This window comes from Anaerocolumna cellulosilytica, assembly GCF_014218335.1.
Lineage (GTDB): Bacteria > Bacillota > Clostridia > Lachnospirales > Lachnospiraceae > Anaerocolumna > Anaerocolumna cellulosilytica.
The window spans coordinates 656,350-669,942 of sequence record NZ_AP023367.1 but is presented as its reverse complement, the minus strand read 5'-3'; the positions used below and the strand labels follow the sequence as shown (position 1 = coordinate 669,942).

General features: G+C 37.8%; 12 protein-coding genes. All 12 read right to left on the bottom strand.

Annotated elements, in window-relative coordinates:
* Positions 1–156: 156 nt before the first annotated feature.
* Positions 157–846, bottom strand: a complete 690-nt coding sequence (locus tag acsn021_RS03030) for a polysaccharide deacetylase family protein (RefSeq protein ID WP_184095369.1) — start codon at positions 844–846, stop codon at positions 157–159.
* 136 nt (positions 847–982) lie between these two features.
* Positions 983–2,308, bottom strand: a complete 1,326-nt coding sequence (locus acsn021_RS03025; protein WP_184095371.1) for an aspartate ammonia-lyase — start codon at positions 2,306–2,308, stop codon at positions 983–985.
* Between the two features lie 3 nt (positions 2,309–2,311).
* The gene (hydF, locus tag acsn021_RS03020; protein WP_184095373.1) at positions 2,312–3,517 is read right to left on the bottom strand and encodes a [FeFe] hydrogenase H-cluster maturation GTPase HydF; all 1,206 of its coding nucleotides are present in this window, start codon (positions 3,515–3,517) and stop codon (positions 2,312–2,314) included.
* A gap of 245 nt (positions 3,518–3,762) precedes the next feature.
* Positions 3,763–4,146, bottom strand: coding sequence for an aspartate 1-decarboxylase (gene panD / locus acsn021_RS03015; RefSeq protein ID WP_184095401.1), 384 nt, complete (start codon positions 4,144–4,146; stop codon positions 3,763–3,765).
* An 85-nt stretch (positions 4,147–4,231) separates the two neighbouring features.
* Positions 4,232–5,728, bottom strand: coding sequence for an acyl-CoA carboxylase subunit beta (locus acsn021_RS03010; RefSeq protein WP_184095375.1), 1,497 nt, complete (start codon positions 5,726–5,728; stop codon positions 4,232–4,234).
* Between the two features lie 178 nt (positions 5,729–5,906).
* Positions 5,907–7,556 (bottom strand): carbohydrate-binding domain-containing protein, encoded by a 1,650-nt coding sequence (locus acsn021_RS03005; protein WP_184095377.1) that lies wholly within the window; start codon positions 7,554–7,556, stop codon positions 5,907–5,909.
* Between the two features lie 18 nt (positions 7,557–7,574).
* Positions 7,575–8,240, bottom strand: a complete 666-nt coding sequence (locus acsn021_RS03000; protein WP_184095379.1) for a DUF4956 domain-containing protein — start codon at positions 8,238–8,240, stop codon at positions 7,575–7,577.
* Positions 8,233–8,964: a polyphosphate polymerase domain-containing protein gene (locus tag acsn021_RS02995; protein WP_184095381.1), complete on the bottom strand. Its 732-nt coding sequence runs from the start codon at positions 8,962–8,964 to the stop codon at positions 8,233–8,235. Before acsn021_RS02995 ends, acsn021_RS03000 begins: the two co-directional genes overlap by 8 nt.
* 283 nt (positions 8,965–9,247) lie before the next feature.
* Positions 9,248–10,492 (bottom strand): sensor histidine kinase, encoded by a 1,245-nt coding sequence (locus tag acsn021_RS02990; protein WP_184095383.1) that lies wholly within the window; start codon positions 10,490–10,492, stop codon positions 9,248–9,250.
* Between the two features lie 102 nt (positions 10,493–10,594).
* Entirely contained in the window at positions 10,595–11,278 is a 684-nt protein-coding gene (locus acsn021_RS02985; protein WP_184095403.1) for a response regulator transcription factor, read from the bottom strand.
* 419 nt (positions 11,279–11,697) lie between these two features.
* Entirely contained in the window at positions 11,698–12,597 is a 900-nt protein-coding gene (locus acsn021_RS02980) for a carbohydrate ABC transporter permease (protein WP_184095385.1), read from the bottom strand.
* Between the two features lie 12 nt (positions 12,598–12,609).
* The gene (locus acsn021_RS02975) at positions 12,610–13,566 is read right to left on the bottom strand and encodes an ABC transporter permease (RefSeq protein WP_184095387.1); all 957 of its coding nucleotides are present in this window, start codon (positions 13,564–13,566) and stop codon (positions 12,610–12,612) included.
* Between the last annotated feature and the right edge of the window lie 27 nt (positions 13,567–13,593).

The window sequence follows — 13,593 nt, the reverse complement described above, 5'->3', positions numbered from 1 at the left end:
TTTAAAGTATGTCCTATAGTCGTTGGGAAGGTTGTCTTAAGAAAACGCTATCAGAATTTACTTAAGATATGAATAAAAAAATGCATAATAATTAGAATAAGCTGTCAGAAGCCCCGCAAGCATAGTTATGGGGCTTCTGACAGCTTTTCTTCCTATTTATTCATGGTTACAAAGAAGTACTTCTTCATTAGTACCATAGAAAATATCATCCCTGCGGCTAATAAAACGGCAGAACTCTTCTATTACGTCCCAATTCTGGTCCACTTCAAATTCATAACTGTGTCCCCATATATAGAATATTTGTACTTCTTTCACCTCTGAATGTACAAATTGTTCTGCTAACTTCATGAGATTCGGGTTATTATGGTGACAGGTGCTCTTAAATGCCAGCAAATCCTTCTGCGGTAAAAAGTCCTCCGTAGTCTCAACAGTTCGAGAATAACGGATACCACAATCTTTAACGATTTTTTTTACTTCATCATTATAAGTTCCAAACGGGTAAGCCATTCCTTGGATATTCTGCTCAAATATCTGCTCTAGATTTTTCTTATCCTGAAGAACTTCATTATATACGGTCTCTGCATCCTGCTTTTCAAGAAATGGATGTGTCAAAGTATGAACCGCTATTTCATGACCCTGATACAGCTTTTTTAATCCTTCAACATTCATACGTCTAATTACAATATCATTTTTAGTAAAACTACTGGCTCCGCTTTGCAACCCGGAATTCAAATTAAACGTAGCCTTTAGACCATACTTATGAAAGATATCTACCAGTCTTTTATCTTGTGTAACCCCATCATCATAACTAAAGGTTACCGCTTTGTATTTATTCCCCGGAAACATCTTATACCTCCATTCATGTACGTTTATACGTAATGTGAAATTGACTTTGAATAAATAGTTGCCCAATTACCCATGTATATTTCCTATATTCTAATCCCCCCCGGCTCTTATGTCAATGAGCAACTCTTATGATTTATCAATCGACCCTATAATTGTCTAATGCACTTTTTATGGCATTTACATTGCCGCTATTTTCCTTAATAATTCGGCTTACCGTGTCATAGCCTAACTTAGAAGTGTATGCTGTTGCAAAGGCATAAGACTGACTTAATAGTTCAAGACACCTTTCCTTATCCGGCTGTAAGGTTTCCACACATTTAAGCCGCAATAAGGTAACCGCCCGTTCTAATATACTTAAGCTCTCTAATAGAGCTTCTGCAATTAATGGCAGAAATGCATTTAGTTCAAATTCACCATGCGCAGCTGCTGTTGTAATGGCACAATCATTCGCTATTACCTTAATGGCCGTCTGCATAACCATTTCCGGTATCACCGGATTTACTTTTCCCGGCATAATAGTACTTCCCATCTGAACCGGTGCAAGTCTTATCTCCCCAAAGCCTCCATGGGGACCGGAATTCATTAACCGCAGATCATTGGATATTTTCATAAGATTTACCGCCAGAGCTTTTAATAAGCCTGAGACCTCAACAAATACGTCATTATTCTGCGTAATATCCATAGGATATTCTGCTGCCGCCAACCCCATGTCCGTTAATTCCCTTAGTTTTTCAATAACCAAAAACCGGTATTTTTTATCTGCATTGCTTGCATTACCAACGGCAGTCCCTCCTAGATTTATCTGCCTTAATCTTTCTTCCACCTTATAAAGTCTCCAACGATCCCTGGATATTGCCTGTGCATAGGCACCAAATTCGTTCCCAAGAGTAATTGGGATTGCATCCATAAGCTCCGTTCGTCCTAGTTTCTTGATATCTTCAAACTCATTTTCTCTTTCCTGCAAGGACTGTTGAAGCTTAGCACAGCTCTCACTTAGATTTCTCAGCAGTTCAATGGACGCAATTCTTAGAGCGGACGGATAAATATCATTGGTGGACTGCCCCCGGTTAACATCCTCTAACGGATGGATAAATTCATATTCGCCTGTATTTTTACCCATTAATTGCAACGCAATATTCGCAATTACTTCATTGACATTCATATTTGCAGAGGTCCCGGCACCTCCCTGGAGAGCATCTATGGGAAACTGCTCCTTCCATATCCCAGACAAGATTTCATCACATGCTCTGATAATATAGGGATAGATCTCTTTTTTACCGATTCCAAGCTTTTCGTAAGTTAATGCCGCAGCTTTTTTAACCTTAACAATGGCATATATTAGATGTAAGTTAGTGCTTTTATAGTTTAGTGCAAAATTATCTTTTGCCCTTGCACTTTGAATACCATATAATATATTGTCTGGCAGCTCCATTTCTCCCAGACTGTCTTGTTCCATTCTCATACTTTAGTCCTCCAACTCTGCCAAAAGATGGGGAAACGGTTCTAAACTCCGCCTTAAAATACCCTGCATATAGGCAATCAGCGTACCATAATTGGTGATAGGAACCTTTTGATCCTCTGCACATTTCATCCGAAACTTAATCTCACGTTCCGGAAGCATACAGCCACCGCAGTGAACAACTAATTTATATTTGTTTAAATCCAAGGGAAATTCCCCACCGGAAGTAAATTCAAAATGTAGTTCCTTTCCTGTATAATTCTTTATCCATCTCGGTAGCTTTACTTGGCCGATATCATCACACTGACGGTGATGGGTGCAGCCTTCAGATATTAGAAGGGTGTCTCCATCCTCTAATTCCTCTAAAGCTGTTACTCCCTTAACTGCTGCATTTAGCAATCCCTTATACCTGGCAAATAGTATAGAAAAGGAGGTTAAAGGAATGTCTCTTTCAGTATCCGCTGATACTTTTGCAAAGACCTGACTGTCTGTAATGACAAGACTTGGTTTCTTACCTAAGTTACTTAGCGTTTCTCTTAATTCGTATTCTTTTACTACAATAGCAATCGCATCTGCTTCCAGAATATCGCGAATTGTCTGCTGCTGAGGTAGTATTAGCCTTCCCTTGGGTGCAGCTTTATCAATAGGTGTAACCAGCACTACAAAATCAGAAGGTTTTATTAAGTCAGCAACTATTCTTAGTTTGGAGGAATCTGTTGGTGCCAGTGAAGCAATCTTTTCTTTTAATGCTTCGATATTTATCTTGTTTTTTGCGCTTACATAGATTTCCTGTTCTGCATCAGAATTTCTAAAATCTGTCAAATCAGACTTATTATATACCACAATGTAACTTATATCTTTTTCTTTAAAAAGTTGTAATAACGCTATATCTTCCTCGGATTTACCGGTGGTTCCATCAATAACTAAAACTGCCACATCTGTCTTATTTAATACTTGCTTGGTTTTTTTAACACGTAATTCTCCAAGCTCCCCCACATCATCGATACCCGGGGTATCTACTATCATAACCGGCCCCATAGGAAGCAATTCCATCGCCTTGTAAACAGGATCCGTAGTAGTACCTTTTATATCCGATACAACAGCCAGCTCCTGTCCTGTAACTGCATTGACAATGCTGGATTTTCCCACATTCCTTTTTCCAAAAAAACCGATATGTATCCGATCGGCTGCCGGTGTATCATTTAGTCCCATAGTCAACCTTACCTTTCCTCTATACAGAACAACACAATATAATGCTTTACTAAAATAAATATATCATACTTATTCTGGCTGTACAAGTAAGTTGAATCTAATCGCAATTGTTAAGTAATATTAACCACCTAAAAAAGGTACATAAGAGTTATTCATTCCTACGTACCTTCTTACTATTATTGATTGTGTCAACACAATAGTATTGTCCTAGTTTTTTTAGTCCTTACTTTAGATAATGTTGTTATTTAAACAAGCACACCTGGTATTTCTCTGTCAATCCTTTGCGTTATCTGGTTACTTTTGTCAACAAATACAACACTCCCATGAAAGCTTTTTGCTTCCTCCTCTTCCATCATTCCATAAGCAATGATAATTACTTCATCTCCCGGCTGTACCAGCCTGGCAGCCGCTCCATTCAGGCAAAGTATTCCGCTTCCCGGTTCTCCGCTAATCGTATATGTTTCAAATCTGGCTCCGTTATAATTATTTACAATCTGTACTTTTTCTCCAATTAATATTCCAGCAGCATCCATCAAATCCTGATCAATGGTTATACTACCCATATATCCGAGGTTTGCTTCTGTTACCGTAGCTTTATGTATTTTACTCTTCATCATAGTTACCAGCATAATTCTCCCCTTCTTTGCCTGGATGTGTCCGAAAACTGCTTGTTCCGGCATGAAAAGTTCAAACACACCCTAAACCATCTGTCTATTAAAGCGGTATGTTACCGTGTTTTTTATGAATCTGTATCAAATCCTTTTTGCCTTCTAAAGCTACCAAATCTCTATACAATCTATCTCTTGTCTCCTCTGGCAGAAGCAATTCGTCAACAAAGCCCTCTTCTAATGCTGTATTGGCATTAATATATTGCTTTTTATAGTTCACAAGCTGCTCTTCCAAAAAGACTTTTTTCTCATCCTCCATCATCCCCTTTAGTTGATTGCCATAAATAATCGGTACTGCTCCCTCTGCCCCCATAACAGCAATTTCTGCTTCCGGCCAACAATAAACCATATCTGCCCGAAGATGCTTACTGCACATAGCAATATAAGCGCCTCCGTAAGCTTTTCTTAAAATTACCGTTAATTTTATAGTAGTAGCCTCCGCATAGGCATAAAGAAGCTTTGCACCATGCCTGATAATACCATCATTCTCTTGTACCAGACCCGGTAAAAAGCCCGGAACGTCTACCAAGGTAATTAAAGGAATATTGTTGGCGTCACAGAACCTTACAAAACGTGCACCTTTGTCACTGGAATCACAGTCTAAAGCTCCGCCTAAAAATGCAGGCTGACTGGCAACAATCCCAACTGTTAATTGATTCAATTTGGCAAGTCCTATTATAAGATTACGGGCATGATTTTCCTGAATTTCAAAAAAACTATCATCATCTACCAATTCTGCGATTATCTTTCGAACATCATATGCTTTCTTTGATTCTTTTGGTATGATACCGTCTATATTGTTTAAGTTTAATTTTTGTATTATTCCTTCTTTGGCTTTTTTATGCTCCTCATAATCGGGTAAATATTCTATTAATCTTCTCACGTCCTGAAAGCATGACTTCTCCGTCTGGTGATAAAAATGAGCAACACCTGATTTTTCTGCATGAACTCTGGCTCCGCCTAGTTCTTCAGCCGTACAGCTTTGACCCATAATGTGTTTTACAACTTCAGGGCCGGTAACAAACATCTTGCTGATATTTTCAATCACAAATATAAAGTCAGTGATACCAGGCGAATAAACGGCCCCTCCGGCACAGGGACCTGCAATAATAGAAATCTGCGGTATATATCCAGAGGCAAGTGTATTATAATAAAAAACATCTCCATACCCGGCCAGTGCGTTGACACCTTCCTGGATTCTTGCCCCTCCAGAGTCATTAATTCCTATAACCGGACATCTTTTTTTAATGGCCAGTTCTATAATATGAGCTATTTTTTTGCCATGTCTTAATCCCAGCGTACCACCATTCACACTAAAATCCTGGGCATATACAAACACTGTCCGTCCTGATATTGTGCCATATCCGGTTATTACACCATCATAGGGCAGCTTTTTCTCTTCTTTACCGGTATGACTTCCATAATTGGTTATACCAGAACCAATCTCACAAAAAGAGTTCTCATCTAACAGCATTTTAATTCTTTCAATTGCATGTAACTTTCCCTTAATATGTTGTTTTTCTAAATTATATTCCTTATTCATACATCCCCTGCCTACTTAATATTTGTTATTATTTACCATTTTAATTATTATAATTCTGTTTCTTACAATTGTCAACATATTCTGAAGAATGTTACTCATATACTGACAAAAGAGGACCGCCCTCTACTGCTGCAGTCCTTTTTCTAAAACTTTATCAAATTAATTAACACCTTAGCTTTTATCTAGCTGTCCTATTTCCTAAAGAGCCTCCCATCCTATGCTGTCCATTACTAGTTACCACGGAAGTAAGGGTAATTTCAGCCGTTTGCTCACCACTGGTCAAAGTATAAGTAGAGTCTTTTGTTAACTCCGGTGTACTGATCACAATGGACTGATACTCTTTCACAGGAGTATAAGATGCAACTATTGCTCCGGCAGCATCTGTTAAGTTAATTTCTGTTCCTGCTGTACTGACACTGGTTAGATTATATAAAAGAGAATATTGTGTTGAAGTATCGGAAAACCCTTGTGCCATTCCTGCACTTCCTGCTACCAGTACCGTTCCGCCGCTAATATCTGCTGTGCCGTTATAATCCAAAGCCCCGTCTCCGTTGCTGGTGGGACCATAAATATATAAGATGCCTCCTGTAATATACAGATTACCATTACTGTCAATACCATCTCCTGAGGCATCAATAGTTATGGTGCCGCCAGTAATTAAGATATAACAATTTGTATCTACTTCATCCATTCCACCGCCAAAACCGCCTGAGAAATTACTAGGATTCTCTCTTGCCCCACCGCCGTTACCAGGTGCTGTGCCATCCGGTGCACCACCGGCAGGAGCCGATGCATTACTGCCCTCCTGTCCCAATCTGTTCGTTCTGTTTGTGGTAGTGCCTTTTTCTGTGGCTTCATCACTGCTGCCGCTTGCAGCGTTCATACCGTCATCTGCTGCTATAATATTAATGGTTCCGTCTTCTACTATAATGACAGTGCCTTCAATTCCTTCCTGGCATTTTATTACGTTAATCTCACCCCCGGCAATATACACATACCCTTTTGTTGTATTATCCCCATTCTTTGACTGAATACCATTACCGGTATCTGCACTTAGGTTGAAGATACCATCCATAATCTTGACTGCGTCTTTCCCATTAATAGCATCCTTTACAGCAGTTATATTATAAGTTCCTCCGGTTATAACAATGTCATCTTTTGACACAATCCCATGTTTGTAATTCCCAGTAATATTTATAGTACCGCTTCCATTAAAAGTTACATCTGCTTTACTAAATATTACACCATCTACATTGTTGTCATCGGTCTGTACATACTCCGTACCATCCGTAAGTATATTCTCAGATCCTTCTTTTAATGTTATAAATACTTTATCCGCACTTTTAATATAAAGAGGCGCTGATAAAGAACTATTTATTGTCACGTTATCCAACACAAGCTGTATTTTTTTAGTATCTGAAACATCTACTATAATCTGACCGTCACTTAATGTACCACTTAATACATATGTGCCCTCATTGCTTATGGTTATACTGTTATCACTAACAGTTGCACCATCACCGACTATTTCCGTCGCATTATCCTTTAATGCTATAAAAACCGCTGTACTTTCCTCGTAGCCAACTTCTAAGTCTCTTGCTGTAAATTCCGTATCAATTACTACTTCTGAAGTGGTGTTTAACGAGGTAGGTAAGGAACTTACCTCTTCTGTACTCTTTTCAACTGAGCTTGTACCTGACAATTCTGTATCCACTGCTTCTGTAACTATATCTGTAGTACTTTTTGTACCACCAGACTGAACACTACAGCCGGCAGCTATCATTGCTGTTATTGTTAACGCTGTTATAAAGTAATTTAATTTTCTCATAGTATCCAATCCTTTCTACTATAGCTCATCCATACCAAAAGCTACTTTTGCAAGAGTTATTTCCAGATTCCCGTTCCGGCATCGAAGTTCATCAATAAATGCTTTTTCATGCACCTGTTTTTTTAGGCCAATACGGTAATTTAATTTATATAGGCTACCCATATTAGCTGTTTTTACCATTACCAATTCAGATTTAGTTGTGTATTTTTCAAATAAATCATCAAATATTTCGGCATAGTCCAATCCTTCCGGTATAGTAATGTTTAAATCCTTCTCAATATTCTTAGGTTCGCCGAATTTAGATTTGTTATAGATAAAATTAAGAAAAACAATAATTGCTACAAATAATCCCGCAACTGCCAGATATCCTGTACCCGTAGCAAGACCGATTGCCATTGCTATAAATATACTGGTTATCTCTTTTGCATTTCCAGGAATTGAACGGAAGCGAACTAAACTAAATGCTCCCATGACCGCTACACCGGTTCCTAAGTTCCCGTTTACCAGTATAATTACCATTTGTACAATTGCCGGCAGCAGTGCTATAGTTAAGACAAAGCCTTTACTGCTGTTATTACATTTACTGTGAGCCCAGGCTATAATACCGCCTAAGATGACTGAGCAAGCCATACAAAGTAAAAAAATCTCTATGGTTAAACTTCCTGTTAAAATTGAATTAAGCATATTTTTTCTCTCCTATTCTTTTGTGTCTTTCCTGTATTACCATTTGTTGATATCCTTTCCCATATTTTGAAAAGGAAACCGGATATATTTCAAGCTCATCCAATATATGTGACAGCCAAAGGGGCATGGCACAAGGAATTTTTATCTCCATTAACCTATATCCTTCAGGCAATAAGGGATTTCCATATACCCCAGACTCTAACCATAATTCTTCCTCTCGCCAAAGAATATTGCTGTCAAAGGTCACTCTGACTTCTGAGTCATCCATTCCATACATTGCTACTCTTTCATAAGAGATATACATAGCCGGAGCCAATTCCTTATAAAATGTAAGGAGCCAGTCTATCTCCCCGGTAATCTGTGTTCTTATAACTGCCGGCTCCCTTTTATACAAATAACTCTCTGCTTGAGTAAGTTCAAGTTTTTCTCTTCTTTTATATACCACACCTTTGTATTTCTTTTTTACTTCCACAAACACAGTATCTCCTTCGGTTGGTGTACCATAGCTTCGAAGCCTTAGCTTTTCTTTATAAACCGGTTTTTCTAACGAAGCTCTGACTAAACGATAATTAGGAGTATCAAAGTAAATATTGCAGATTGTTGTCTTCCCATAAGCATCTACGATTAGTTTCTCCTGTAGTCTTTGGCGCAATCGTCTGTATTTTGTTTCACTTAGTAAATATTTCTTTTCATACCTTTTAAAAGTTCCCTGAAATTGACCCATCTATAATCCCTCCTGATTATTTCCCTTGGTTTGTTTTATCTGATACAATTTTAACCTGCCAACTTAAAATGAACTTTAAATTTGACTTTAAATTTACATGTTTCTTATACCTTTATAACAAAAATTACTATATTGTCTTTATATATAAAAAAACTGTAGGACTGCCAGTATATACTGACAATTCAACAGTTTTCTCTTACACACTTTTACATTCATTCTAAACGTCTAAACCATATCACTATGCGAAATGCTCAGTGGTGGCTATCGACAATCCTCTATAAAATCATCCTAATATCACCTCAAAACAAATCCCTGTTTCCTCTTCACGCCGTGCAGATATCTTACCATGGTGAGCTTCTACAATAGACCTTGCTATGGATAATCCAATTCCATACCCACCGGTATCCCTTGACCTGGAAGCATCTGCACGATAAAACCGGTCAAAGAGCTTACTAAGATATTCCTTAGACAGTGCCTCTTTTCCCATATCCGTTGTGTTAAACACCTCCAGTTTACTCCCTTTCTTGTATGTTATAAGGCTGACTTTTATAATTCCATTGGAATCGGAGTATTTTAGCGCGTTATCAACAAGAGTAGATACTAGCTGCTGTATACTGCTTTCATCTCCGTATAGCTTTAAACCCTCCTGTATATCAAGCAAAAAAGTCTTATTCAATGTTTCTGCCACTGCTTTAAAGGAAGCTACGGTTTCTTCCACGGTCCTGCTAATGTCAAATTCTACATAAGATACCTTCATATTGCCTTCATCCATTTTAGAAAGAATCAATAAATTCTTAACTAATTTGTCCAGTCTGGTAATCTGATTTCTAATACTATTAATCCACTCACTCTCCCCACCTGTAAGCTCTAAAACATCTGCGTTGGCAGAAATAATGGCAAGTGGTGTCTTTATTTCATGGCCTGCATCTGTTATAAACTGCTTCTGCTTATCCATACTTTCAATAATCGGCGTAATTGCCTTTTTTGAGAATACGGAAACCAAAATAAACATAAGCAAGATAATTCCAAGAGCAACTACGCTGGATATAAACAAAAAGCCAGTGACTGACTGAATAGAATTTCTACAATCAATAAAAATAACCATATAACCATAATCCTGCGCAACCACCGCATATTTATATATCTCTGCAAACCCACCTGTCTTACCGCTTTCCAGTATTTCTTCCGCATATTCTCTGGCATCGGACGAAGAAACAGCCCGTATATGACTGGTATCGATCTCTCTAGTGCTCCCATCAGAATTAAGCTTTACAATAAAATACCTGGTTTCAAAGGGAGTCTCTTCATTTAACTGAAATCCAAACTCCATATTTTCCCTGGGGGGCTTCCCTTTATCATACTTAGGAAATGTTCCTTCATTTTGAGACAGAATCTTAAGCGCCCCGTCAATCCTATGATTCATCTGGTAGATGTTAATTATATTAATGGTACCGATTAACAAAAGAATAATGAAAAACACGGAAGCCATAGTTATCATTATGAATTTCTTTTGTAGCTTTTTAATCATTATTAGCTCCCTTCTGCAACCTTTAATCTCACACAAATCAATGGTTTGAATACCTGATTCAAACCTCTAAATATGCCCCGTGCAGCACAAAACAATAAGTTTTCACACTTGCACCTCATGAATCTCCAATTGATAACCAACTCCCCGCACAGCTTTTATCTTCACATTCGCTTCCAAGGAGTCCAGTTTTTTACGTAAATAAGAAATATAAACCCATACTACATTAATCTCTGCCTGAGCATCATACCCCCAGATACGCTCCATAAACTGCTCAGTTGAAATAAGACGCTTGGGATTTACCATAAGCATCTCAAGCATCTGGTATTCTTTATTACCTAGTCTTAAGGAATCTCTCCCATTGGAAAGCTCATAGTTTTCTTTATTCAATGAAATATTTCCTACTGCAATTACATTAGGTGTAAATTCGGATTTTCTTCTGCCCATAGCACGGATTCTTGCCAAAAGCTCTCCCATGGCAAAGGGTTTACTCAAGTAATCATCCGCCCCTAAATCAAGTCCGTTAATACGGTCTTCTATCTCTGCTTTTGCTGTAAGCATAAGAATAGGTGTCTGAATCCCTTTTTCCCTTAATCTTTTTAATACTTCAAGCCCGCTTAGTTTAGGCATCATAATATCTAATATTATAATATCGTAGTTGGATGACAGTCCGTAATCCAGTGCATCTGCACCGTCATAAACTGCATCCACAGAATAATTATTATGCTTTAAAATAGCCGTCAGAGCATTGGAAAGCTCTTTTTCATCTTCTGCTAATAGTATTCTCATCGCTATATCCAAGTTCCCCCAGTCTATGCTGGTATACTGCCACCAGTAAATAATAGGTTGACAAAACATTGTGTGTGGCATCCTTTCTCTCCTAATTATCCATCAACCTTAATACTCTTCCTTCCTATGATATTGATTCTATATAAGAAGAGTATATCACAGTTACCTTAAAATTACTTTAAGCGCAATGTGTCAGTTGAAGTTTTTCACATATTGAAAAAGGTATAGCTAATCATATGAGCGTATAGTTCTAACAAGCTTCCATAAAATTGTTCCAGAAAAAAGACTATGAAAAAGACTATGAGACAAAAGCGTAAACCAAAGTGATTCACAGGTCTTTTATATCATAGTCTATCATTTATATATAAATACTTGTATGAATGGAAATCAAAGCTTCCCTTTGGCCAAGAATGTTAACCTTATCCCTTCAAAGCTCCGACCATCATACCCTTTGTAAAATACTTCTGTAGGAAAGGATATAAACATAGTATGGGCAATGTAGATACTAAAATAGTGGCATGCTTAATGGTTTCAGAAATCATTTCTTTATCTTCTCCCACCGACATATCACTCATATCGTTAATAATAAGAATCTGGCGAAGTACAATCTGTAAAGGTTCCTTAGCTTTATCCTCCAGATAAAGCATTGCTGGAAACCATGAATTCCAGTGGGCAACACCGTAGTATAACACCAATACTGCCACTGTAGCTCTGGTTAACGGCATCATTAGCCGAAATAGAATGGTAAAGTGGTTTGCACCATCTAATCTGGCGGATTCTTCAAGACTTGCATCTATGGACATCATTGCAGTTCTCATAATAATCAAATTAAAGGTACTGATAGCCGGGGGTAAAAGCAATGCCCACCGTGTATTATATAAGCCTAAATCCTGAATATTTAAAAAGCCCGGTATCATGCCGCCTGAAAAATACATAGTAAATATAATAAATACCATAACAGCCTTTTTTCCAGGTACATCTTTTCGAGATAAAAAATACGCTCCTAACACTGTCATAATGATATTAATTGCAGTGCCAGCTACAACATAAAAAATCGTATTGGCATACCCTCTCCATAGCATACTATTTTCAAATACCTTCTCATATGCTTTTGTGCTAAATCCCACTGGTTTAAATAGCATCCCTGAATGTGCCATAAATAAAGAGGACTTACTAAAGGACGCACATATTACATACCAGAACGGATACAAGCATGCCAATAATAACATACTTAAAAGAAAAATATTAAATACATTAAAAATCTGTTCGCCTCTGCTTCTTCTGATTTTATTCCTGACTTTGGCTGTCTTTTTTATCATACCAGCACCCCCCTACCATAAACTCGTCTCATTAAGCTTTTTACTGATTCTGTTTGCCAAGATTACCAGTGCAAAGTTAATGATAGAGTTAAATAAACCAACTGCGGTGGAGAAGGAGTATTGCCTTTGCAAAAGCCCCATTCGGTAGACATATGTGGATATGACATCTGCTTTTTCAAAAATACCTTCATTGTAAAGCAAAATAATTTTCTCATATCCAACTGACATAACCTGCCCCATTCTCATAATAAACATAATAATAATTGTTGGCATGAGACAGGGTATCGTAATATGCAGCGTCTGCTTCCAACGGCCTGCACCATCCACTTTTGCCGCCTCATACAATTGCGTGTCAATTCCTGTTAGAGCAGCAAGATATACAATGGAGCCCCAGCCCACACCCTGCCATATATTGGATATTACATAAATAGGCGTAAAAGCATTTGCCTTGCTTAACAAATCCTTTCCGCTATAGGAAAACAGATTCACCAGTATTTCCGTAATAAATCCATCCGATTTTACAAATTCACGAATCATGGCACACATAACAACCATTGAAATAAAATGGGGCATATAGGTAATTGTCTGAACCGTTCGTGAAAAAACCTTTCCTCGTAATTCATTGATTAAAAGTGCGAGAATAATCGGAGCAGGGAATCCGAATAGTAACGTAGATAAACTAATGGTTAAAGTGTTACGTAAAACTCTGCCAAAATATATGCTGTTAAAAAAAGTCATAAAGTTATCAAAGCCTACAAAAGGACTGCCTGAAACTCCTCTTCTGGGACTAAAATCCTGAAAGGCAATTATAATACCATACATTGGTTTATAGTGAAAGAGAAGATAATATATAATCACAGGTAAAATAATTAGATACAGTTCTTTGTTTCTCTTTATCTTTCGCCAGAGCTTTGATTTTCCTCCCTTGGAAGCATTGCCTGCAACAGCAGTATGTCGTGTTATATTCATGTACGTTTCCGCCTCCTATCATATCAG